Origin of the sequence: Streptomyces coeruleoprunus (genome assembly GCF_039542925.1) — a bacterium.
Taxonomy (GTDB): domain Bacteria; phylum Actinomycetota; class Actinomycetes; order Streptomycetales; family Streptomycetaceae; genus Streptomyces; species Streptomyces coeruleoprunus.
Window position 1 is genome coordinate 7,008,326 of the sequence record NZ_BAABIT010000001.1, and the last position, 23,311, is coordinate 7,031,636.

19 protein-coding genes are annotated in these 23,311 nt (G+C 72.4%); 10 read left to right on the forward strand and 9 right to left on the reverse strand.

What is annotated here, in order from left to right:
• Positions 1-60 precede the first annotated feature (60 nt).
• The gene (locus tag ABEB09_RS31405; protein WP_345693297.1) at positions 61-1,101 is read left to right on the forward strand and encodes a methyltransferase; all 1,041 of its coding nucleotides are present in this window, start codon (positions 61-63) and stop codon (positions 1,099-1,101) included.
• A gap of 53 nt (positions 1,102-1,154) precedes the next feature.
• On the forward strand, positions 1,155-3,071 hold the full coding sequence (locus tag ABEB09_RS31410; protein WP_345693298.1) for an ABC transporter ATP-binding protein: 1,917 nt from the start codon (positions 1,155-1,157) through the stop codon (positions 3,069-3,071).
• Positions 3,072-3,097: 26 nt separating this feature from the next.
• On the opposite strand, the gene ABEB09_RS31415 is transcribed toward ABEB09_RS31410, so the two are convergent.
• The 3 genes from ABEB09_RS31415 to ABEB09_RS31425 all read right to left on the reverse strand — a co-directional run bounded on the left by ABEB09_RS31415 (position 3,098) and on the right by ABEB09_RS31425 (position 6,674).
• A complete protein-coding gene (locus ABEB09_RS31415; RefSeq protein WP_345693299.1) occupies positions 3,098-4,276 on the reverse strand; it encodes a cytochrome P450 in 1,179 nt (392 codons plus the stop codon).
• Positions 4,277-4,368: 92 nt separating this feature from the next.
• Positions 4,369-6,366, reverse strand: a complete 1,998-nt coding sequence (locus ABEB09_RS31420; RefSeq protein ID WP_345693300.1) for a RiPP maturation radical SAM C-methyltransferase — start codon at positions 6,364-6,366, stop codon at positions 4,369-4,371.
• 194 nt (positions 6,367-6,560) lie between these two features.
• Positions 6,561-6,674 (reverse strand): pheganomycin family RiPP precursor, encoded by a 114-nt coding sequence (locus ABEB09_RS31425; protein WP_345693301.1) that lies wholly within the window; start codon positions 6,672-6,674, stop codon positions 6,561-6,563.
• 278 nt (positions 6,675-6,952) lie between these two features.
• Between ABEB09_RS31425 and ABEB09_RS31430 the strand changes: the two genes are divergently transcribed.
• Positions 6,953-8,287 carry a preATP grasp domain-containing protein gene (locus ABEB09_RS31430; protein ID WP_345693302.1) on the forward strand — a complete coding sequence of 445 codons (1,335 nt, stop codon included), beginning with the start codon at positions 6,953-6,955 and terminating at the stop codon, positions 8,285-8,287.
• A gap of 6 nt (positions 8,288-8,293) precedes the next feature.
• Here ABEB09_RS31430 and ABEB09_RS31435 read toward each other — a convergent pair whose 3' ends face one another.
• Positions 8,294-10,195 (reverse strand): glycoside hydrolase family 5 protein, encoded by a 1,902-nt coding sequence (locus ABEB09_RS31435; protein ID WP_345693303.1) that lies wholly within the window; start codon positions 10,193-10,195, stop codon positions 8,294-8,296.
• A 214-nt stretch (positions 10,196-10,409) separates the two neighbouring features.
• Here ABEB09_RS31435 and ABEB09_RS31440 point away from each other — a divergent pair, with 214 nt between their 5' ends.
• Together ABEB09_RS31440 and ABEB09_RS31445 are read left to right on the forward strand one after the other, a co-directional pair.
• Positions 10,410-11,096 carry an IclR family transcriptional regulator gene (locus ABEB09_RS31440; protein ID WP_345693304.1) on the forward strand — a complete coding sequence of 229 codons (687 nt, stop codon included), beginning with the start codon at positions 10,410-10,412 and terminating at the stop codon, positions 11,094-11,096.
• Between the two features lie 155 nt (positions 11,097-11,251).
• The gene (locus ABEB09_RS31445; protein ID WP_345693305.1) at positions 11,252-11,719 is read left to right on the forward strand and encodes a hypothetical protein; all 468 of its coding nucleotides are present in this window, start codon (positions 11,252-11,254) and stop codon (positions 11,717-11,719) included.
• Positions 11,720-11,860: 141 nt separating this feature from the next.
• Here the strand turns inward: ABEB09_RS31445 and ABEB09_RS31450 are convergent, their stop codons facing one another.
• Positions 11,861-12,412: a YciI family protein gene (locus tag ABEB09_RS31450; protein WP_345693306.1), complete on the reverse strand. Its 552-nt coding sequence runs from the start codon at positions 12,410-12,412 to the stop codon at positions 11,861-11,863.
• Between the two features lie 131 nt (positions 12,413-12,543).
• Between ABEB09_RS31450 and aac(3)-VIII the strand changes: the two genes are divergently transcribed.
• Positions 12,544-13,392, forward strand: coding sequence for an aminoglycoside N-acetyltransferase AAC(3)-VIII (gene aac(3)-VIII / locus ABEB09_RS31455; RefSeq protein ID WP_345693307.1), 849 nt, complete (start codon positions 12,544-12,546; stop codon positions 13,390-13,392).
• Between the two features lie 731 nt (positions 13,393-14,123).
• Here the strand turns inward: aac(3)-VIII and ABEB09_RS31460 are convergent.
• The gene (locus ABEB09_RS31460; protein WP_345693308.1) at positions 14,124-14,612 is read right to left on the reverse strand and encodes a hypothetical protein; all 489 of its coding nucleotides are present in this window, start codon (positions 14,610-14,612) and stop codon (positions 14,124-14,126) included.
• Positions 14,613-15,194: 582 nt separating this feature from the next.
• Here ABEB09_RS31460 and ABEB09_RS31465 point away from each other — a divergent pair.
• The 3 genes from ABEB09_RS31465 to ABEB09_RS31475 all read left to right on the forward strand — a co-directional run bounded on the left by ABEB09_RS31465 (position 15,195) and on the right by ABEB09_RS31475 (position 16,809).
• Positions 15,195-15,323, forward strand: coding sequence for a hypothetical protein (locus ABEB09_RS31465; RefSeq protein ID WP_345693309.1), 129 nt, complete (start codon positions 15,195-15,197; stop codon positions 15,321-15,323).
• Positions 15,324-15,582: 259 nt separating this feature from the next.
• Positions 15,583-15,753 (forward strand): hypothetical protein, encoded by a 171-nt coding sequence (locus ABEB09_RS31470; protein ID WP_345693310.1) that lies wholly within the window; start codon positions 15,583-15,585, stop codon positions 15,751-15,753.
• Between the two features lie 828 nt (positions 15,754-16,581).
• A complete protein-coding gene (locus ABEB09_RS31475) occupies positions 16,582-16,809 on the forward strand; it encodes a hypothetical protein (protein WP_345693311.1) in 228 nt (75 codons plus the stop codon).
• Positions 16,810-17,074: 265 nt separating this feature from the next.
• On the opposite strand, the gene ABEB09_RS31480 is transcribed toward ABEB09_RS31475, so the two are convergent.
• Positions 17,075-17,377 carry a hypothetical protein gene (locus ABEB09_RS31480; protein WP_345693312.1) on the reverse strand — a complete coding sequence of 101 codons (303 nt, stop codon included), beginning with the start codon at positions 17,375-17,377 and terminating at the stop codon, positions 17,075-17,077.
• 284 nt (positions 17,378-17,661) lie between these two features.
• Here ABEB09_RS31480 and ABEB09_RS31485 point away from each other — a divergent pair, with 284 nt between their 5' ends.
• Complete coding sequence (locus ABEB09_RS31485) at positions 17,662-18,330, forward strand: hypothetical protein (protein WP_345693313.1); 669 nt, start codon at positions 17,662-17,664, stop codon at positions 18,328-18,330.
• A 12-nt stretch (positions 18,331-18,342) separates the two neighbouring features.
• Here ABEB09_RS31485 and ABEB09_RS31490 read toward each other — a convergent pair whose 3' ends face one another.
• The gene (locus ABEB09_RS31490) at positions 18,343-19,221 is read right to left on the reverse strand and encodes a hypothetical protein (protein ID WP_345693314.1); all 879 of its coding nucleotides are present in this window, start codon (positions 19,219-19,221) and stop codon (positions 18,343-18,345) included.
• A 113-nt stretch (positions 19,222-19,334) separates the two neighbouring features.
• Positions 19,335-23,270, reverse strand: a complete 3,936-nt coding sequence (locus ABEB09_RS31495; RefSeq protein WP_345693315.1) for a hypothetical protein — start codon at positions 23,268-23,270, stop codon at positions 19,335-19,337.
• Positions 23,271-23,311 lie beyond the last annotated feature (41 nt).

Below are 23,311 nucleotides of genomic sequence, written 5' to 3' on the forward strand. Positions count from 1 at the left end.
GCATCGCTCATTTCCGGCCATGCCCCGAGGTGATCAATTCTGGAAGGGACGGTCGCGCACATGCCCGCCCAGGACGTGGACCGACAGTACGACCGATTCCGGCTCATCGTGAACGGCCCGGCCCTCTTCAATGCCGTCGTGGCCGGTGTCGAACTCGGCGTTTTCGCCTTTCTCTCGGAGCACCCCAAGGCGGAATTCGAGGACATCCGCCGGCACGTCGGCATCCCCGAGCACTCCCTGCGGGTGCTGCTGCTCGGGCTCTGCGCGAGCGAGATGGTGCTCCGCGAGGACGGCCGGTACCACAACGCCGCGCCGGCCGAGGAACTGCTGGCCAAGGACGGTCCGGACAGCTGGCGGCACATCCTGCTGGGCTGGCAGCGGATCTACTACCCGGCGTTCGCGCACACCACCTCCGCCCTGCGCAGCGGGACGAACACCGCGCTGTCCGCCCATCCCGGCACCGAGCCGACGCTGTATCAGCGGCTCGCCCGCGATCCGGAGACCGAGGAGATCCTGCACGCCTCCATGGCCGCGTTCACGCTCCAGTCGATGAGCGGCCTGCTGGAAAACGCCGAACTAGCCACCGTACGCCGCCTGCTGGACGTCGGCGGCGGTGACGGAACCACCGCCTTCCGTATCGCCGAACGGCTGCCGGAAGCGGAGGTCACCGTTTTCGAAATGCCGAGCGTCGGCCGTCTCGCCGAGCGCGGCATTCCGTCCGGGACGGCCGGACGTGTGACGGTCCACCCGGGCAACATTTTCGAGGACGACTTCCCTGAGGGCTTCGACGCCATCCTTTTCAGCCATGTCCTCGAAGTGTTCTCGCCCGACCAGATCCGGCTCCTCCTGGCGAAGGCCGTCCGGGCCCTTCCCCCGGGCGGCCGGATATTCGTGTACGGATTCCACGCTTCCGCCGACGAGACCGCGGGAGTGTTCTCCGCGCGGCTCTCGCTCTACCTCAATGTCCTCGCCAGCGGCCAGGGCATGGCCTATCCGGCGGAGGACTACGAACGGTGGCTGCGCGAGGCCGGCTGCGACCGCGTCACCACCTACGCCGGACTGCCCTACGAGCACGGACTCGTCGTCGCCGCCAAGCCCTGAGCCAAGCCTGAGCCGGGCCGCGGACCGCGACGCGTAAGGAGACATCGACCGCAGTGGACGCATCGGCGGAGACCGGCGCCCGGGTGCTGCCCGTCGCCTCGGTACGGCAGGTCCGCGCGCACGTACGCCTCCTGGTGCGGCGGCACCGGGCCGCCCTCTCCGCGGCGCTGCTGCTCCACGCGGCCGCGGCCGCGTGCGGGCTCGTCGCGCCCCGCCTGCTGGGCGACTTCGTGGAGGACGCCGGGCGGGGCACGGCCGACATCGGGCGTGTCGCCCTGCTCATCCTCGGCTTCGTCCTCCTCCAGGGCGCCCTCGTCAACGTCGCCATGTACGCCTCGGCCCGGCTCGGCGAGACCGTCCTGGCGGAGCTGCGCGAGAACTTCGTCGAGCGGCTCCTCGCCCTGCCCCTCGCCACCGTCGACCGGGCGGGGCCCGGCGACATGGTGACGCGCACCACGCGGGACGTGGACGTCCTGTCCGGCACGCTGCGCAGCGCCGTGCCGGACGCCCTGATCTCCCTCACCACCGTCGTGGTCACCCTGGGCGGACTCGTCGTCGTCGGCCCCCTGCTGGCGCTGCCCTGCCTGATCGCGGTGCCGCTGCTGTGGGGCGCGACCCGCTGGTACCTGAGGCGGGCCCGCGACGGCTACCTCCGCGAGAGCGCCGCGTACTCCCGGGTCGCCGAAGGGCTCGCCGAGACCATAGAGGGCGCCCGCACCGTGGAGGCCCTGCGCCTGGCGCGGCGCCGCGCCGAACGCGCCGACGAGGACCTGCGGCTGGCCGGCGCGGCCGAGCGCTACACGCTGCGGCTGCGCACCGTGTTCCTGCCGATCTCCGACGTGTCGTACGTGCTGCCCGTCGTCGCCACGCTGATCGTCGGCGGGCTCCTGCACGCCCAGGGCAGGGTCTCGCTGGCCGCCGTGACCGCGGCGACGCTCTACGTCCAGCAGATCCTGGGTCCCGTCGACCGGATGCTGTCGCGGTTGGACGACCTCCAGGTGGGCGGCGCGTCGCTGGCCCGCCTCCTCGGCGTCGGCACGGCACGGGACGGGGACCGGGCGGCGGCCGCCGGGCGGCCGCTGGAGCGGGGCGCGACGGAGGCCGGTGCGAAGGGAACCGGAGCGACGCAGCCCGGCGCCACGAGGGCCGGTGCGAAGGGAGTCGGCGCGACCGGGCTCGACACGACAGGGGCCGGTGCGGCCGGTTCCGGCGTCGCGGCCGACGCCGGTGCGGCGCTGGTCCTGAAGGAGGTGACGTACGCCTACCGGGAGGGCCGGGACGTCCTGCGGGGTGTCAGCCTCGCCATCAGGCCCGGCGAGCGACTGGCCGTCGTCGGTCCCTCCGGCGCCGGCAAGACCACCCTCGGACGGCTCCTCGCCGGCATCCACCCGCCGCGCACCGGCAGCGTCACGCTCGGCGGCGTGCCGCTCACCGCCCTGCCGCTGCCCGAGCTGCGCCGCAGGGTCGCCCTCGTGACGCAGGAGCACCACGTCTTCGACGACACCCTCCGCGACAACCTGCTGCTGGCCAGGCCGCAGGCCACGGACGCCGAACTGGAGAAGGTGCTCTCCGCCGTGGGCGCCTGGGACTGGGCCGCCGACCTCGGGCTCGACGCCCCGCTCGGCTCGCAGGGCGCCACCCTGCCCCCCGCCCGCGCCCAGCAGCTGTCGCTGGCCCGGCTCGTGCTCGCCGACCCGCACACCCTCGTCCTCGACGAAGCCACCTCGCTGCTGGCGCCCCGAACGGCCCGCGAGCTGGAGCGCTCGCTCTCCGCCGTCCTGGAGGGGCGGACCGTCGTCGCCATCGCCCACCGGCTGCACACCGCCCACGACGCGGACCGGGTGGCCGTCATGGAGGACGGGCGCATCACCGAGATCGGCACCCACGACGAACTGCTGCGCAAGGGCGGCGCGTACGCCGAGCTGTGGGCCTCCTGGCACGGACCCCCGCCGGGGACGGGCCCCGCGTAGCCGCGCGCCCTCGCCGTCCGGCCCGGCTACCAGGTCACCGGCAGGCGGTGCACGCAGTAGAACCCCATGTCCGTGCCGAGCGGCACCCGCGCGGGCGGCACGGCGAGCCGCAGCCCGGGGAACCGGCGCAGCAGCGCCGCGTACCCGACGCGCAGCTCCACGCGGGCCAGGTTCTGCCCGATGCACTGGTGCACGCCGTACCCGAAGGCCAGGTGGCCGCCCGCCGGGCGGGTCACGTCCAAGCGGTCCGGGTCCGCGAACCGGGCCGGGTCGCGGTTCGCGGCGGGCAGGCAGCACGTGACGCTCTCCCCGGCGCGCAGGAGCCGCCCCGCCACCTCGACGTCCACGACCGGCGTGCGCGGCACCCCGAACTGAAAGATGGTCAGGTACCGGAGGAGTTCCTCCACGGCCGCCGCCATCGCGGCGGGTGACGGGTCCGCGCGCAGGGCCGCCGCCGTATCCGGGTGGCACAGCAGGGTGAACACCCCGAGCCCCAGCATCCCTGCCACCGTCTCGTGCCCGGCCGTCAGCAGCAGCACACCCGCGCCGGCCGCCTCGTCGTCGGACAGGCCGCCCGCGGCCATCCGGCTGATCAGGTCGTCACCCGGGTGCCGGCGCCGGTGGCGCACCAGGTCGAGCAGCAGACCGGTCAGGTTCTCCATCGCGGCCTCCGCCTGTGCCGCGGTGGCGTCCAGGCGGAACAGCAGGGTGCTGTCGTGCTGGAACACGCCGCGTTCGGCGTACGGCACGCCCAGCAGCTCGCACACGGCGAGCGACGGCAGCGGCAGCGCGAAGGCCTCCACCAGGTCGGCGGGCGCCCCGGACCTCTCCATGGCGTCGAGCAGGTCCTCCGCGATCCGCTCCAGGCGCGGCTGGAGCAACTGCATCCGGCGCAGCGAGAACGAGCCGGTCAGCAGCCGCCGGAACCGCGTGTGCCCGGGACGGTCCATGTCGACGAACCAGCCCGGCAGGGCCGGCCGGCCGATGAACGGATCGGCGCCCGGACGCGGGACGGGGACGCGCTTCAGCTCCGAGCGGGCACTGAAGCGCGGGTCGGCCAGCACCGTCCGGACGTGCTCGTGCCCGGTCACCAGCCATCCGACATGGCCGTCCGGATACCGCAGCGGCCGCACGGGATCCTCGTCCCGCAACCACGAGAGGCCGGGCGGCGGATCGAACGGCCCCTCCCGGACCGTCGGCAGCACGACGGGCGCGGGAACGGCCCCCGGTCCAGGGCATCGCGCACCGGTTCCGCGGGTATCCGCCCGGTCCGTCACCCCGCCGTCCGCCCGCTCCGTCACCCCGCCGCCCCCGGCGCCGTGTCCTGACGCTTCGCGCCCTCGCCGGGCGCCGGACGGCCCGGCCTGACCGGCAGGGCCAGGGACAGGAACTTGCCGTCCTCCTCCAGGCAGATGCCGTGCTCCACGGTGCCCCGCAGGAACTCCTCGACCTCCGCGGCACCGGCGCCGCTCCCGTCCGGACCCGTGAGCAGTCCCAGCTCCACCAGCTCCCGGTGGACGCGGGCCGCACCGCGCGGCGCGTCGCCGCACAGCTCGTACGCCCGTGCCCGCCAGCCGGTGAGCGTCGCCTTGCGGCGGCGGCCGCCCCGGGTGTCGAGGACGGTGAGCCAGTCGGGACCTCGCCGGTAGGTCAGCTGCGGGCGGTCGTCCGACTCCCACGCCCGCTGCCACCCCTCGACGGCCTTCGCAAGACCGGCGACCGCGTCGGCGGAGGCCACACCGGGCGCCTCGTAGTCGAAGAAGTACGCGATCCGGCTGTGGTCGATGCCGGGCACCGGATAGGCGAACCGGTACGCCGCCTTGGGCTTCACCTGCTGCATGCCGAACGACGGGTCCGTGAAGTAGGGGCTGAAGCGCTCCAGCCAGATCCGGCCGACACCCGCCGGCGGTTCGAGGTGCGTCAGCAGCGGCACCAGCGCGGTCTGCCCCGTGTAGTCCTCGTCGGTCTCGCCGGGGAACCCGGTCAGCAGGTTCCAGTCGACCCGTACGCCGTAGTAATGGGCCCACTTGAGGAGCCGTACGTTCAGCAGCCGGGAGGAGCCCTTCCGCATCAGGCGCAGCACGTCGCTGCTCAGGCTCTCCAGGCCCGGCTGGATCTTCCACACGCCGGCCTCGGACAGCAGCCGCACCTGCTCCCTGGTGAGATTGGCCTTCACCTCGAAGAACAGCGCCACGTCCCAGGGCGACGCGCGCAGCGTGGTGCACAGGGTGCCCAGGTACGCCATGTCGAGGATGTTGTCGACGGCGTCGACCGCGAGCACGCGGTGCCGCCGCATCAGCTCCTCCAGCTCGGCGAGGGCCTGCCCGGGCGACTTGGCGCGGTACTGCATGCCCAGCGCGTTGAGCCCGCAGAACGTGCAGTGGTGCTTCTCGCCCCACCAGCAGCCGCGCGAGAACTCCACCAGGAGCCGCTGGGTGTTCCGGCCGATGACGTTCGTCCGGCCCAGTGCCTCGACGGCGGAGAAGTAGTCGTCGTAGAGCGGCGGGGGCAGCGCGTCCATGGTGCGGGTGCGCGCACCGGGCGCCGGCGGCTCCACCTCGCCGTGCGCGCCCCGCCCGCAGACGCCCGGCAGGGCGGTGGGCCGCTCCCCGCGCGCGACGGCCGCGGCCAGCCGGGGGAACGCCACGTCGCCCTCGCCGACGACGACGTAATCGATGAACGGGAAACTCCTCAGGTACTCCGGGCCCATGTCGCCGTCGTAGTTCGCCCCGCCGAACACGACGACGAGTTCGGGGCGGGCCTCCTTCAGCCGGCGGGCGAGCGCCAGCGCGGCCACGTTCTGCAGGAACGTGGAGGTGAAGCCGACGATGTCGAAGCCGGCCCACATCTCGCGGGCGGCGAGTTCGTCGATCCAGGCGGGAAGGCGCTCACTCCGCAGCGCCGTCACGGCCTCCCAGGACAGCCCGGCGGACGCGCAGATCTCCGGGACCTCCGGGAAATGCGCGCGGTATTCCTCCTCGTCGTGCGCCACACCGAAAGCGGCCGGGCCGAAAAGCCATTCGCCGAAGAGATGAACACGTTCGGAAGGCGCCTCGGTGAGGGTCTCGTAGAGCCCGGCTCCCAGTTCCGCGGACAGTTCGAGATTCGGGTAGAGACTGCGCGCGTCATGGCCGAAGGAGGACAGGACGGCCTGCAGCAGACCGCACTGGATGGAAGGCGTGTCGGTGCGCGCCCACGGCATGTTCACCAGCCCGATGCGCAGAGGCCTCGGCGGGGTGCAGTCCGGTGGGAACACGGGCCGGTCGATCAGGGTCAGTTCACGCCCGACAGCCAACAGTCCTCCCCTTGGTTCTCCCGGCGGCGCCGGCCGGTGCGGACTCCGGCCGTCCGGGAGACCCCCGGCCGTCCGGTGAAACCGGGCCTTCCCCCGTGAAAACGGCCGGTCACGCGGTATTCGTCGACGAGCCGCGCCACGACCGTGCCGGGCCGGGGAAAGGGCCCGGCTCATGCGCTGGTCGGTCCTCGAGGTCAGTCCTTGACGTTGCTGGACGAGACGACGCTCACGTCCTTGACGTTGCTCGACGAAACGATCTCCGCGAGGTCGGATTCCTCGATCTCGCTCCAGATGATTTCGCGCTCCATGCTCCACCTCCTTCCCCGTACCGTCAGGCAGTTGGTGGGCCGATCCCGATGGTAGGAATGGGCCGTGCGGCCGACAAGGGGGCGGATCCGGCCATACGGAGACCCGCCGAATTGCACTGGCCGAAACCGGCGCGCGGTCCGCGGAAACGGAATTCCGGGTGCCCCGTCGCGCTCTTGACACCCCGTCGGAGCCGTCCGGAGAATTGGCCGACCGCGGCGCAAGGAAGCGGAAGTTCTTCGTCAGGGACAAAGAATGGGCGCGACCTTGGAGGTGCGCGATGGTGCGGGTTCTCGTCGGTAATGACTGGAGCGAGGAACTGGAGGAACCGGCCGGCACGGGCTGGGCGGTCCAGCGGCTCGCGTGGTTCGCCGAGGACGGCGACATCCTCGTCCTCCCCGTACGGCCCGAAGAGGAGTTCCTGGCGTACGTGACCTCGCTGACGGGCACCCGCCGGGCCTCCCTGCGCATCCTGGTCCCGCCGCCGGGACGCGTCGGCACCGGTGTCCTGACCGCCGACCGGCTGGCCGACCCCGGCTTCCTCGTCGCCCTGCGCGACCTGCTCGGCGGACAGCCGGCGGACGAGATCTTCGCGCTGTGGCCGGACGCCGCCGTCGCCGAGCTGGCCGGCGCCCTGGGCTGCCCGGAGGCGCTCCAGGGACACGGGTTCCTCGGCCAGAGCGGCGGACTCCTCGGCAGCAGCAAGGCCGTGTTCCGCGCGGTCGCGGCAGGCGTCGGCGCGCCCCTCCCCGACGGGGCGGTGTGCGCGGACCCGCGGCGCGCGGAGCTGCACATCGCGCGCATCCTCGACGACGGCAGCCCCGTGATCCTCAAGCAGGACTACGGCTCCGGCAGCGACGGCAACGAGATCGTCAGCCGCACCCCGGACGTACCCCTGCGCGGCGCGCGGCAGATCCGGGTGCTCGGCGCCGCCGACAGCGGCAGCGGCGGTGTGGGTGCCGGGCTGCGGGCGTACCTCGACGAGCGCTGGGACTGGCTCACCGCGGGCGGCCGGCACCGGGTGGTCGTCGAGCGCTACCACCCGGACAGCCGCGCCTACTTCGCGGAGTTCTGGCTCTCCGACGACGGCTGCCGGCTCGGCGGTCACGGCGAGATGCAGTACCGGCCGCTCCCGGACGCGCAGGTGATGCCCGCCCCGGACCTGGACGAGCGGCAGCTGCACACGCTGGTGGAGGGCGGCCGGCGGATCTCCGAGGGGCTGCGGGCCATGGGCTACCGGGGCGTCCTGAGCGCCGACGCGGTGGTCACGCCGGCGGGCGAGGTCCTGTTCACCGAGTACAACGGCCGCGCGACGGGCTCCACCCACATCTACGAGATCGTCGGCAAGCGGGTCGTGGGGGAGGGCTTCGGCCGGGACCGCATCCTGCTGGAGCGGGTCTGGCCCACCGGCTGGGAGGTGCCGTCGTTCGGCGCGGCGCTGCGGCGGCTGCGCGAGTCGGGGCACGCGTACGACCCGGAGACCCGCCGCGGCGCGGTCGTCCTGGCTGCCTACCACCCCGGCCGCAAGGGCGTGATGCTCTGCTTCGTCGACGAGGACCTGGAGTCCGCCCTGCACCGCGAGCAACTGGTCGGCAAGCTCTTCACGGCCGGGTGACCGGGCTCAGGCCCTGCGGCACAGCAGCGCGGCGGGCGCGCCGCCCCGCGCCCACGCGTGGCTGAAGGCGACACCGGCGGCGTACTCGCCGGTCCCGCACTGGCCCTTGAAGGCGCCGTGCGCGAAGTCGCCGCCGGGGCCGCCGTCCGGCCGGTTGTCGCCCCGGTCGAACCACACGGTCCGCCCGTCCGTTCCGAGCCCCCTGTCCGCCGTGGCGCACAGCACGGCGGACACCGCCGCGCCGCGCAGGCTGTAGCCGATCAGGAACCGGTCCGCGCCGCACTGGTACTTGGTGTAGCCGTACGCCCAGTCGCCCGGCCCCACATGGCGCTCGTCGCGGACGACGGCGGGCACGGTCGAGGGGTCCGCCGCGGGGGCGGCCCCCGCATCCGTGCACAGGCCGCGGCCGCCCCGGTGGGCCAGGCCCACGAGCCGCTGCCCGTCGGGGCACACGCCCTTGCGGGCTCCCTCGTCCCAGTCGCCGCGTGCCCGGACGCCCCGCGACTGCACGGCGTCGGCGTGGTCGAGGTTCAGCATGTCCCAGGCGTCGGAGCGGGGGACGGGTCCGGTGCGGTGGGGCGCGGTGACGAGCCGACGCCAGTCGGCGGCGCGCCAGTCGCCGCCCTCCAGGACCCCGGAACGGCGGCCCGAGCGGTCGAAGTCGGCCAGCGCCCACGTCCCGTGACCGGCCCAGCCGACGGCGGGCCAGTAGGCGAAGTCGGCGTCCCGCGCGATCAGATGGTCCACGAAGGCGGCGAACCAGGCCCGCGTCCGGGGGTCGGTCTCGTCGTGGCCTGCACCGAACTCGCTGATCCACACCGGCGCGGTGAAGTGCTGTCCCGCGGTCCGCGCGAAGAACGCCTGCCGGTCGAGGGTCGCGAACAGCTCCTCACGCGAGAGGTCCCGGTAGCGCGGGTCGCTGGTCTCGCCGAGGCCGGTGGCGCCGGTGTGGTTCGGGCCGGTGTACCCGTAGAAGTGCGCCGAGTAGACCAGTTTCCCGGAGTCGACCAGCGTGTGGGAGACGGCGCGGACCGGTTCGAGCGTCGGCCGCCAGTGCGGCAGCCCGTCCACCGGGATGCCCTGCCAGTTGATGCCCTCGACGATGACGAGGAGGTCCGGGTTGGCCTCGGTCAGGAGCCGGTCGCCGAGGCGCTGGGAGGCGGCCCACCAGTCGTGGGCGTCGCCGCCGTTCCAGTTGGCGTCGTCGGTGACCGTGCGGCGCACCTCGTTGTAGAGGTCGGCGCCGACGACCCGCTTGTTGTCCCGGTAGCGGCGGGCCAGCGCGAGCCAGTCGGCCTCCCACTGCGCGGTGGACTGGCTCGTGTTCCAGCGTTCGTTGCCGTCCAGGCCGCAGCAGAAGCGGGAGGTGTTGGTGTGGTTGTTGAGCACCACCGCGAACCCCTCGGCGGTGGCGGCCGCGACCACCTCGTCGAAGACCTGGAGCGGGGTCATGCCCCGCAGCCGCGGGTTCGCGGCGACGGAGGCGTCGGGGACGGGGCGCCGGTCGCGCAGCATCTCGTTGGAGAACGGCAGTCGGACGCTGTTGACGCCGAGTTCGTGGAACGTGGCGAGGATCCGCTCGACCGGTACGCGGTCCAGGCCCAGGGGCATCTGGTCGGATTTCTCGCCGTCGTGATGGTTCGCGGGGTCGTCGATGTCGCCCGAGCCGTTCCAGGATCCCTGGGCGCCCTGCCAGTTCACCGACCTGAGCTTGAAGCGGTTGCCGTCGGCGTCGACGACGTACCGCCCCCGGGTGCTCAGAGGAGGCCGCCAGGAGGCGGCGAGGTCCGACGGCGGGGCGGCGGCCGTCACGGGAACGGGTGCCGGGGCGGCGGGCGGTGGAGTGGCGGCGGCCCCGCAGGACAGGAGGGCCGCGACGGACAGCGACAGGAGCAGGGGACCTCGCATGGTGCGCTCCTCCCAGGACCTGAGCGCCGCGCGGAACATGAGCTTCGCTCAACTTGACGTGGGCGTGTCAACGGTACGCCTTGTGCGGCACCGGCGCACCCCGCGTGCGGCAGGCGCGCCCGACGCGCGGGAAACGCCCCGGAAAGGTTTCGTCGCGACGCGGGTGGTGCGGGATGGTGCCCTCTGTCGGGTCCACGTCGTTTTCGGGGGTGTCATGGACGGGACGGTTCGCGCGCGGGGGCGCGGCGTGCTGGAGGGGGCGTTCGCCCTGCTGGAGGCGTTGCGGCGGCACGGTGACGACGCGGGGGTGACCGAGCTGGCCGAGGCGTGCGGCGTGCCCAAGGGCAGCGCCCACCGGCTGCTGGACCAACTCGTGGCGGTCGGCGCCGTCGAGCGGCAGGGCAGCCGCTACCGGGTGGGCCCGCAGCTCTACCGGCTCGGCCAGGCGTGGCAGCCGCACCCGGGGCTCCGCGCGGTCGCCCGGCTGCCGCTGCACCGCCTGCGCGCGATGACCGGCGCCAGCGTCGTCCTCACGGTGCTGCGCGACGACTCCGCGCTGACCGTCAGCTCCGTGCCCGGCGAGCTGGAACCCGTCGTCCCCGTACGGGACGGCATGAGCTTCCGGCTCGACACCGCGGCCGGCCGCGCCCTGCGCGGTCCCCTCCGCGGCGGGGCCGTGTTCGACCGGGAGGACGTGATGGAGGGGGTGTGCTGCGCCGCCCTGCCCGTACGCAGTCCCGACGGCCGTACCGTCGCCGCGCTCGCCGCGATGGTCCCCGCCGGGCACCGGCTCGACGCGGTCGCCCAGGCCGTCGCGGAGGCCGGGGCGGCCCTCACCCGCGCCCTCGCCCGCGGCGTACCGGCGCCCGGGGCGCGCGTCCCGTCGGTGCTGCTGCCCTGAGCCGTTCCGTTCAGCGGAACGCGCGTAGAACGACGGGCGGCCGGGCGAGCAGAGTGGAGCCGTGCCGAGGGGACGGCACTCCGGACCGTCGGAAAGAGGCGGCCGGACCGACCGAGGTCACCTTCCCGGTGACCCCGACTGTGGGGGGAATCCACATGCGCAAGCACCGCACCGCCCGTCTGACCGCCGCCGCCCTGCTCGGCCTGGGCAGCGTCGGCGTCTCCGCCGGGGCCGCGCACGCCGAGCCGATCGACTACGTGCGGATCGAGCTGCTGTCCCTGACCTGCCACCAGCAGAGCGAGGGCGACCACGACGAGGCGTACATCAAGATCACCGACGCCAACGGCAACACCGTCAAGGTGTGGCCGGGCAGCGCCAAGTACCAGACCATGGGCGCCAACTACGTCCGCTCCCTGGAGGACGCCAACGGCAACTCGGCGCTGATCCTGGGCAAGCAGCAGGCCAGGACGCTGACCCTCTGGGACTACGACAGCACCAGCTCGGACGACAAGCTCGGCGCGACGCTCGTCACCGGCAGCGAGGCGGGCGCCGAGGTCCAGTACCGGTCGCTGGAGGGCTCGGGCGGCGTGTACACGATCGCGTACCGCGTGATCGACATCTGAGCCGTCCGATGAGACGGGCCGGGCCCCGGGATGCGGCCCCGGGGCCCGGCCCGCCGCCGACCCACGGATCCACCGGTGTGCGTCAGGCTGACGCTCAGCGACCCGAAGGGCTTCGACGGCCATGTCGACGGACATCCTCGGCTATGACGGGCGCCCGCCGAACTGCCAGTTGTGCACCTCAATGCCGGCGTACCGGTCCGGGGTCAGGATGGCGCGTGCCGTGTCCGGGTCCGGCGCTCGGACCAACGCCGCCGTGCCCAGCCAGGTGGCGCCGTCGTCGGACAGCAGCGGCCCGTAGGCGATCAGCTCGTTCCGGTCGGGCGGCACCGCGACGTCGGCGGCCTGCCCCGTGCCGAGACCGAGCACCAGGTACCGGTTGCCGCCGTACCGGCCGCCGGGGAAGTCCCACATGGTGCGCCCCAGCACGTTGCGCCACCGTCGCAGCAGCACGTCCCGGTAGACGCCGGCCTGGTAGTTCGGCTCGTCGAAGGCGAACGCGCGGGCAGCGGCGGGATCGGGCAGATCGACGATGTGCACGCTGCCGGTGGGCGTGTCGCCGTCGTCGGCGAGAGTCGGGCCCCGGGCGATCATCTCCTTCGCGTACTGGTCCATGTAGGACCAATGCTCTTCGAGCAGCTCGTCGCGCAGCGGCAGGGAGCCGGGCCGGTCGCGGTGGTAGCAGAGGAACTCCATGCCCAAGGATCACTTCGAGGAGGTCACCAGGTCGAGCGGGTTTCCCTGCGACGGCTGCTCGCTGATCCCCGGTGGCCGGAAAGCGCCGGGGAAAGGGCGGGCCGGACCTCCCCGGCGTTAGGTTCCGGTGCGTGGACGAAAAAGAACTGCTGGAGCGCGCCGGCGGCCCGGTGACCCGCGGCCGCCTGGTGCGGGACCTGAAGGAACTGGGCGTCGCCCACGGCGACATCGTCATGATTCACACAAGTCTCTCGGCCCTCGGGTACGTCGTCGGCGGCACCCGGACCGTCATCGACGCCCTGACCGAGGCCGTCGGCGACGACGGCACCCTCATGGCGTACTGCGGCTGGAACGACGCCCCGCCCTACGACCTCGCCGACTGGCCGGAGCCCTGGCGGGAGGCCGCCCGCGCCGAGTGGCCCGCCTACGACCCGCTGCTCAGCGAGGCCGACCACAACAACGGCCGGGTCCCCGAGGCGCTGCGCCATTGGCCGGGCGCCGTGCGCAGCCGCCACCCCGACGCCAGCTTCGTCGCCGTCGGCCCCGCCGCCCACCGCCTGATGGACGACCACCCGTGGGACCACCCGCACGGCCCCGACACGCCCCTGGCCCGGCTCACCGAGGCCGGCGGCCGCGTCCTGCTGCTGGGCGCGCCCCTGGACGCGCTGACCCTGCTCCACCACGCGGAGGCCCTGGCCGAGGCGCCGGACAAGCGGTACGTCGAGTACGAACAGCCCATCACGGTCGAAGGGCGGCGGGTGTGGCGACGGTTCCGGGACGTCGACACCTCGACGGAGGCGTTCGACTACGGGCGCGTCGTGCCCGAGGGGGTCTGGCCCTTCACAGTCATCGCCGAGGACATGCTCGCGGCGGGCTTCGGCCGCGTCGGCCTCGTGGGCGCGGCGCGCTGCCACCTCTTCGAGGCGCGGGACGTGGTGCGCTTCGGCGTCACATGGATCGAGACGAAGCTGGGCGCCTGAGGCGCCCCTCATCGGGTGGGCGACGCCCACCCCCACCGGGGCCAACCCGCCCACACACGGACGGCGCCACCGACCCCACCCCCCACCGGCGGTGAGCCGCCCACGGGCGGGCGGTCCCGCCCCACCGGGGTGAGCGGCCCACCGGGCGGGCGGTCCCACCTACCCCACCCCCCACCGGGGGTCAGTCGCCCACGGACCCACCCACCGTCGTGGCGCGCAGGGAGCGGGGCCTCAGGGCGGTAGTCGGCGTTCAGCGTGAGGACCGGCCGGTCGGTGGCGCTGTCCACGGTCCAGTCGTCGGAGCCGCCGGTCAGGATGAGCGGCGGCTCATCGTCGATGCCGCATTCGGCACTGGGGCCGGTCGGCACGAGGACCTCGATCGGTGGGGAGTCCCCCAGGCCGGCCAGAGCAGGCGGAGCTGTCCGTGGGGTGACCTCTCGTCACCGGCCGTTCGGCGGCACTCCTGACGTCAGATAAGGAGAGGTTGTCCGACGCGAGACACAACGTTCCGCTGGCGTGGGCCACGGCAGGACGGAAGCGCTGCCCGGAGCGAGGGCCGCATTGCCAGGAACGCGCGCTCCGGCGGCCAGTTCCGAAGCCCCACCAGGGGCGCGCACTTGTGATTGACCGCCACGGTTGGCGGGGATCGCCGACTGTAGCGGTCAGCAGTCGGGCCGACTGCCCAGGCTGAGACCACCGGTGAGGAGGCCCCGAGGACGTCGCCGCCGCTGTTACGCGACGCGGTCTGTGGCCGTGTGGCGCGTGAAGTCCATGTGCCAGTTGGTGATCCAGGTCCGCCCGTTGTCGAGGGAGAACGCCTGCTCCCAGTGGGCGCGGTCGGTGGTGATGCCGGACCAGATGAAGCGCGCCTTGACCTTGCGACCGTCGTGTTCGTCGTCGCCGTGGAAGACGCCGGTGCCGTCCGCGCCGAAGCTGCCGGTGACGGGTGGGAAGAGGGTGCCGGTCCGCATGCTGGCCCAGTACAGCGACCACTGTGCGGTCGCCGGGTTGAACAGCCGCAGGGTCAGCCCGGAGAAGCCCTTGGTCGGAAACTCGATCTCATCGAAGCTGGCGGCGCCGTCGAAGTGGCAGGAGGCGCGGGTGATGCCGGGAAACTCCTCCCAACGGTCGTCACCCTCGGTCGGGTCGAGGAAGTCCTTGCGCCAGCGGTTGGCGACGTCGTAGGTGCCGGTGAAGAACGCGAAGTCGTTGTTCGTCATGCCGCAGACGCTAGGACCGGTCCCCTGACATCCTGTGTCAGGGGACGGCCACCTCCGCCCCGGATGTCTTCCACGCCGCCGTCCACCGCCGGGCTCATCCTGGCCCCGTCCCCAGCCGCCCGAAGACCCCCGGGGCGATGACGTACGGCGCGACGAGATCATCCAGAGTGCAGCTGTGCGACCACACCAGCCGGGACCCAGCCCCCGGTGTATGAATCGATACCTCCACGCCACCCAGCACAGCCCGCCGTACCAGCCCCCGTACCGGTTTCCGCGAAGACCCCGCAGGTAGGAAGGCAGCCCGCTGTCCTGCCCGCCAACTGAAGCACTCAGCCCCGCCAAGTCAATGGCTCGCGCACCAGGTGAAGCGCTCAGTCTCAACTGTGCAAGTTCGCTACATTCGGACAACCTGCCCTCGTCCCGACGACGCGGAAACGCGTGAGCGGCCCTCTGGCTGCCGAACGTCGAGTCCGGCAGCCCATCCTCGAGGGTGGCTACGAGAGGCGCTCCAGACCCCCTTCCTGACGGTCGCTTTCGTGTGGGTAAGCCATGTACATGCAGACTCCTGCGCTTTGTTCCTGCGTGACGCTGCAACGCCGGGACCGGCAAGACCGTCGGATCGGCAACGCGGAGATGGGCTTCGTCATGGATGACTACGGCGACACGTCATCTGTGATGCAAACCACTGGCCTGGCCTGGCATCTGTTCTGATCGTGTACCGAAGGTGGGTCGATGGTGCGCCGATTCGGTAGCCAAACGGCCATCAGCAGCCAAGCAGCACTGCGAAGTTGCTCCCTGATCCGTCCATCGTGTCGTTTCGGCGTCGTAGATGGCCGACACGCAAAAGGAGCCCTATCGGCAACGGTTTCCTAGGCCAAGTAGCCGGGTGGGCTCCCTGTACGGTGACTCATTTGTCGATCAACGAAAGGACTCACCGGGTATGGGTCAGACTAACAAGGACTTCGCCCCTATGGACAGCCGACCCGTGGACAGTTTCCGTGGTCGCACGTCCGCCTACCTGCGGAAGTGGGCACGCCGGCATGGACGCTCTGTCCACGCCCAGGTCATCCGCGGGGCCGCGTACAGCCTCGGCAGCGGCGCGGTCAGCGTGATCATCCTCTGGATCCAGACCCGGTTCTGATCCACAGGGGCGGCTCGATTTGCCACCGGCTGGCCCGAGCCGCCCTTCTCTGTGACCGCTGACTGCGCTGGTCGGCCCTGGTAGGTTCAGGCCGCAGTTCCGTGAAACCACAGGCGAGGGGCGAGGGGTGCCGGTGGGCTTGGCCCGGACACTGGTTCGTAACAGGGAGTGGGAGGGGTCGTTGTTCGAAGCATGACCCCACTTCGGAAGATCGTCGCCGCTGTCTCGGCAACGGCTGCAGCAGCCGGAATCGTCCTCTCCGCTGCGCCGCCCGCTGCTGCTGCCGGCAAGTGGTGCAACCACTCCGTCTGTATCGAGACCTACGACCATGGGACTTACCTGGGCAGGGTGGAAGTCTCCGTCGCCAACACCAACCAGCCACACAGGATTACCGCGCGGGTATGGACCACCAACGGGTGGAGCGCGCGTACGAAGCTCGAGGACGTCGCCGCGTTTCGGGCCTACCGTGACCAGGCATACCCCCAGCGTCATTTCCCAGTGGGCACCCGGCTTTGTGCGGAGGGATTCCGTGACGGCGCGAGCGTCGGCCTTCCCTGTGTGACACTCACTGGCTGACCCGACAAGCGGAGCGCACGCGGTCATGTGGCCCCGGGCAGCGGCCTGGCGATGTGTCGCTCTGTTCGCTGCCCCGAGGATTCACGGAACTGCGGCCAGAGCCCGGTAAGGACCCCTCCTTCCGTGAGATAGGAGAGGCCCGTTGCGCTCAAGCCATCGCCAACGGACATGAAGCGCTCGGTTCCGCTCGGCCTGCGGTCGCCGAGTGCATCGCCCCGGCGCCCAACCCCATCGCGGCCGGGGAGCACCGAGATGGCCGATGACGCGCTCGACGCGCTCGACGCCCTGCGCCAGGTCGGTGCCGGGGCCGACCGCGCGTTGGCCGCCGTTCCGGAATTCACCGCAGTCCTGCGCGCGGAGCTGAGCGGCGAGCCGACCCGCCAGCGCCGCGGTCTCGGCCCGGGCTGGCGGGGCCTGAACGGCGAGTTCACGCGAAGCCCGGGAGCGGCCACGCCCCCTACGCCAGGCGCGTCGAGCTGAGCAGGACGTGTTCCTGTGTCCCGCCTTGTGTCCTCGCTCGTGCACTCGTGAAACTGCAGGTCAGGACGCCTTCCGGGGCAATTCTTGTACGTGCACAGTCCGGCGCGGTGCCGGGGGCGCGATCCGCGGCTTACGCAGCGACCAGCCTGTCAGCAGTAAGTCCTTCTCGACAGTGGCGCCCAGCCGCGCCCTGGTCGACCAAGCCGCGGGCGCGCAAAGCATTGGCGGCGCCGCCGAGGCCGGAGGAGCCGCAGTCGTCGGCGGGTCAGGTGGCGGTGTGCCAACGGTCGTGGCGGGTGGCCTCGGCGTACAGGTCGATGGCGTAACGCTCGGCGGCCGCCGCGTCGGTGAGGGCGAGGCCGACGGCGGCCGCGCGGGCCGGGGTGAGGATGTTGGACAGCGGGGCGGTGGCGGCGTTGCCGGTGCAGGAGTCGAGCGTGTCGACGTCCGTGTCGAGGCCGAGTTGGCTGGTGCGGATGCCCTGGGCGATCAGGTTGCGCTGGTCCAGGACGGTGCGGTCGAGATGCGGCTGGACCGCGTATGCGTCGATGGTGAGGTGGGTGGGCACGCGCCCGTGCTCCTGGGTCTCCCCGCGCCCAGGGCAGATGGGTGGTGTGCCGCCCGGGCCGTGCCGGAGGCGGCAGTCCCTCGGGGGATCTAGCCGGGCGGAGGGTCGCCCCTGATGGCTGAGCGTAGGCCAGCTTCGTGCTGCTGGTTGCCCTGCTCGACAGCGGGCCAGCGTGTCCCGGTCTTAGAGGCGACGATGCCGGACAACGATGAGCTGTGCTCCCTTCGCTTCTTCCCGGACTACGGGAACTCCGCACGCCACTGGCAGCCGGTTACATCTACCTTGTGGCCGTCTTTCTTGTCCTCTCCGAGAAGGTTCCGCAGGCCGGAAAGGCCGGAGATCGACTAAGTCAACTTTTTGCTGCCGTGGAGTGGATGGGGAAGCCGACTGCTCTCGCTGCCGGTTCCTTCGTCGCCTACCTTGTGGGCAGCCTTCTGGAGATTCGAGCTTCCGCAGTCCTCCGCTTTGTTCAGGACATCGCAGAAAAGCATATGAAGCCGAGCATGCGCACAAGATGGTTGGTGCTAACTCCGTCAGGTTTCAATTCACTTTCGACGCACATGCGGAAGGCATACGGAAGCGGGGTGAACCCAGGTGAAAGGACACTGGAGTGTGTCCTTGCAGACCTTCCAGAGGTACGTGACCGATTGTATGGTGCTGACAAGGACCTGTTCGCAGACTACGATCGGATGAATGCCGAGGCCGACTTGAAGGTGAACGCGGGTTTCGCCTTCATGGTCTTGAGTATCACCGCGTACTCGATGTTGGGATCAGTGAACTGGCTTCTCCTGCTCGAGCCTGCTCTTTTCCTGATCTGGCGCGGGTTCAGAAGAGTGCGACGCGCTAACGATGTGTTGGTCCAGGCGATTGTCGTAGGAGCCGTGAGGATCTCAACACTCGAGGCATTTCGCCGCCCAACACCCGACGAAGAAGACCGATCGGGTCGAAGGTGAGTTGAACGCTTGTCACACCTCTCGGTACCAGTCGGCGAAGGTGACAATCGTAGTGGCGGAGAGGTTCTCGCCGCGGATCAGGACGTCGGTCGGGTGCGGAGCTGATCGATCTGGGCGCCGGAGCCGCTGAAGTCGATGTTCCCGATGCAGGCCCCGCCCGTGGCGGCATTGGTCCCGGCGGCAATGCCGCCCGCGTAGGCCGGCAGGTACTGGCGGCAGTCGCTGGAGCCGCGGTAGGGGGTGGATGGCAGGGAGATCGTGATCCCGGTGGTGCCGGATCCGGCGGCCGAGCAGGCGATGTGGGTCTGGACGAAGACGAGTTCGCCGAGTTTGAGGTACCAGCCGTCCCGGACGGAGCCGGGACAGTGGCCATCGGGTCGTGGGGGTCGGTGCTGTGGGGGTTGACCCGCTGATGCCGGTGGCTTGGGCGCGCAGGGCCTGGGTAGTGCCGCGGTAGATGTCGGGGACGGTCAGCTCGCCGACGGCGGTCGCCGAGGCGCGGCGGATGCCGCTCTGGTTGTCGTCGAGGACGACGGACTCGGTGGTCAGGGAGGCGCCGAACTCGGCGGGCAGAGCGCCGATGAACGGGTTGACGCTGTACTTGAGCTGGAGCACGTCGAGGCGGACGGTGGCCTTGGAGGCCCAGTCGGGGACGGTGATGTTCCAGGCCGCGGCGGTGGAGAAAGTCTGCCAGGCGCCGTTGAAGTAGGTGATGCCGGCGGAGGTCGCGGTGGGGAAGCGGGTGTAGGTGCGGCGGTCGCGGCGGGGTTCGCGATGCGCCGCAGGACGGTGATCATCGCGTTGGTGATGGTGATGGTGTTGGTGATGGTGATGGTGGAGGTGGAGGCGGAGGCGGGGATGTCGATCCGGGGGACCGTTCCTGCTGTGCACACCCGTTCCTCCCCCAAGGACTACGTCCAGGAGGGACCCCCAGGCGGAACGCATGCCCGCAACAGGAACGGCGGCGCCGGCCCCGGCCGGGGGACGGCCCCCGGCCGGAGCCGTCAGGCTGCGGGCTTCGCGCGGATGTCGCGGCGCAGGCGGCCACCCGCCGCAGCCACCGCCGCCCCCAACAGCGCCTCCCCCCGCGCATCGCGTCCGTACGGCACGACCTCCAGGTCGGCGACGAGCCCGGGCAGCAGGCCCGCGTCCGCCAGGACGTGGGCGTACCGGTGCGCCAGGAACTGCTTGCAGCGCCGGTACGCGGCCGGCCCGGCCGCGGCGACCCGACGCGCGACCTCCGCCGCGTTCGCCTCCGACACCACCAGCCACGGCGCCCGCCGCAACAGCCCCTCGTCCCCGCCCGGACGGCGCGCGAAGGCCCGCACGACGGCCTCCCGCAGGTCGCCGCGGGCCAGCACGGCGGCGGCCAGCGCGTCCACGCGGGCGGCCGCCGCCCCCGGCCCGCCCGCGGCCACGGCCTCCACCGCCGCGTCCGGGTACCGCGCGGCGACCAGCAGTGCGAGCTGCTGGACCAGGTTGTGCGTGGCGATCCACTCGGCGGGATCGGCCGTGCCGGCCAGCCGCCGCCACGCCCCGTCCAGCCGGGCGAGCGCCGCCTCGGCGCCCTCGTCGGACGCGGCCAGCACCTCGGCGCGGATCCGCCCGTCGGTGCAGAGCATGCCGATCGCGGTGCCGAGCGGCAGCGTCTCCAGCGTCTCGAACAGCTCCGCGTCGTCGTAGACGAGCCGGTACTCGACGAGCGACCGGAACACCTGGGCCCAGCCCGGCTCCCGGAACGCCCCGCTCAGGTCCGCGACGTCCTCGGCCGGTACGTAGGAGAAGTCGTAGGAGCCGTCGAAGAGTGTCCGGAACACACCGAGGGCCAGCCGCATCTGCGCAAGCGTCAGCCGCCCGCCGCCGAGCGCCGTCCCTTCGCCGCCGGCCGGCATCGCCGCACCCGCCGTCCCTTCGCCGCTGAGCGGCATCTCTTCGCCGCCGGCCGGCATCGCCGCGCCCGCCGGCCGCCCGCCGCCGGGTGGCGCCGCCGCCGGCCGCGCCTCCACCTGGAGGGTCCACGTGCCTGCCAGGAGCAGTCGTTCGCAGCGGAACTCCAGTTCCGGGAACCACTCGCCGCAGCGGTCCAGCAGGACGGTCAGGCCCGTCAGGCGCCCCGCCTCCGCCTCCGTGACGTCCGGGGGTTCCGTCCACTCGCCCTCCACCCGGTCGGGGCGGAACATCAGGCTCGCCTTGTGGATGCCGAGCGGTACGTCCAGTTCGACGGCGTCCCGCGTGAAGCGCAGCAGCTTGTTGCCGCCCGGCCCGAACCGGTCGGAGAGGCGTTGCAGTTCGCGGACCCCGGAGGGCGCCCGTTCGGCGGGGTAGCGGGCGGTGCGGGCCAGCAGCCACTGGTGGAGCGCGTTGTGCAGCTGGTGCGGGTTGCCGGGGCCGTCCTCACCACCGGCCGGTGTCCCCCCGGCGGCCAGCTCCAGCAGCCGGCCCCAGGTCAGCTCCTCCTCCAGGCCGAAGTCCTCGGGCACCGGCGCCTCGCGCCAGGCCGCGACCCACGCGCCGAACCCGGCGACCGCCCGCTCCTCCTCGGCCGAGAGCCGGAACGCGCCCACCAGGCCCAGCCACGCGTCCAGCACCTCCAGATAGGCGCCGTACGCGGCCGGCTCCAGCCGCTCGACCACGTCGAGCAGCAACCGCTTGAGCGTGCTGTCGTACGCCTCGATCAGATCGCTGCGGGTCAGGTCCACGAGCACCTCGTCCACGCCGCCGCACCAGGCGCCAGGATCGGCGTACGCCCGGTACGCGGCGTTCAGAGCGTGGCCGCGCCGGGCCGCGTCGCCCGCGTCGGCGGCCGACAGGTCGACCCGCCCGCGCTCCACCGCCAGGTACCGCGCCGCGAACTCCTCGTCGCGGGCGGCGGGTTCGAGCAGCCGGTACGTCTCCGCGGGCGGCGCCGACGAGCGGGCCGCGAACCGGCACAGCGCCCCGGTGCGGGACGCGTCGTCCAGGGGCAGGGCGGCGACCGTACGGGCGAGCACGTCGTCGCGTTCCGCCGCCGTGTACACATCGAGCGCGTGCATGGCCGCCGCCAGCGACTCCACCGCCTCCAGCAGGGCCAGCGCCGCCTCCGTACCGTCCACGTCACCCTTGGCGGCGAGGGCCAGGACCGGCGGCAGCACGGCGGCGAGCGCCGTGTCCGAGACGGTCGCGGACGCGTCGAGCCGGGCCAGGGCCACGGGGATCCGCACATCGGCGGAGCCCGCCACGGCCGCGGCGAGCGGTCCCGCCGCGACGGCCGCGCAGCGCGGCAGCACCGCGGCGACGCCCTCCGCGTCCGCCGATCGCGCGGCGGCCAGCCCCCGCGCGTACTCCCGCGCCGCGTCCGGCACCAGCTCCGCCAGCCGTCGCGGCGGGAGGCCGCCGTCGAGCAGGGCCTCCGCCGTGCGGCCGGCGAACGCCGGGGACGCCACGCCGGCACCCCGCCGCACGAACACGTCCGGCGCCGGCAGGAAGCTGTCCAGCACGATCCGGTCCCGCACCCGGGGCGGCAGGTGGGGCAGCTCGTACAGCCGGGTCGCGCCGGGCATGTGCGCGGGTCCCGGCGGGCGCCCGTCCGTCCGCGCCGCGGCGGCCGCCTCCGCGCCGTCCTCGCGCCCGAACAGCAGCCGGCAGCCCTGCGGGACGGCGGACATCCGCCGCCGGGAGGTCTCCACCTCCGGCGGCCGTCCCGTGCCGAAGTAGCACTCCTGCGTCCACGGGTCGGCCAGGGCGTACGACGCGGTCTCCGGGATGTCCTCCGGGCGGCCCCGCAGCACGGCGACCCCGTGCTGGCGGAACATCACCGCCGCGTGCTCGGCGGGGCTGCCGCGCTCCACCAGCACATGGCCGAGCCGCTCCCGCTGCTCGGGCTCGAGGCGCAGATAGCGGCTCCAGGCGTCCTCCAGGCGCACCGACGTGAGGAACGACGAGGCCCGCACCCGGCGCGGCGGCACGAGGATGTCGACCGGTGCGGCGACGCAGGTGCTCCGCCAGACGTCCCGGCACGCGTCGGTGAGGATGTCCAGCGACGGCTCCGGGTCGAACGCGGTGGCGGGCCGCACCTGGACGAGCCGCGTCCGGCCGGTCTCCACCCGGCGCAGCACGGCTCCCCGCCACAGCACGGTGCCGGGCACGCCGGTCAGCCAGGCGAGGCTGTTGTCGCCGTCGCCCAGGCGCTGCGCCGAGGCGAAGCCGAAGCCCAGCGACAGCTGGCCCACGAGCCGCCCGTCCGGCCCGAGTTCGGTCAGCCCCGTGACGGACACGGTTCCCGCGTCGGTCTCCAGCACCCACTCGGAGTCCAGTCGCGGCATGCCGAACCGCCGGTGGAGGCGGGCCAGGAGACCCGACAGGGCCGCGACGTCGTCCTCGGCGAGCAGTGGTGTCTCCACCGGGGCGACCGGCGGGTCCGCCTCCGGGGCGCCGGCGTCGGAGTCGACGTCGACGAGCGGCTGGACGAACGCGGCGATGGGCGAGGGCCGGTACGACGGGTCGGCCAGCCGCTGCTGGGCCACGGAGTGCTCGCCGTACCCGCTGAAGACGACCGCCGCGACCGTGGCGTACAGGTCCTCGGGGCGCGGGCACACCAGGCTCTCGTAGCCGCCGGCGTTGACGTTGTCCTCCTGGTCCTCGGCGCCCGAGCTGCGGACGATCCAGGGGGCGTCGCCGCACACCGCGCCGATCCGGGCGGCGAGTTCGGGGCGCAGGTCCCGCAGGAGCGCCGCATAACCCGCGACGAGTTCCTTCTGGGTGGCGGTGACGTCTTCGGAGTGCTCCCGCGCCAGATATGCGTACGCGTCCGCGGGGTCGAGCGGAAATACCGGCAGGGCCACCGCGGTGAATTCCGGGTCGCGGTACAACTCCAGGAGCCGGGCGCATTTCGCGCCGTACTTCTCGGTTTCCTCCGTGCGGAGAACTTCTTCGGTGCTGACGGGAACGGCTGGCCTGTCCATGGGGCGGCGCCTCAAGCCTTTCTGTCGCGGTGGTCGCGGTG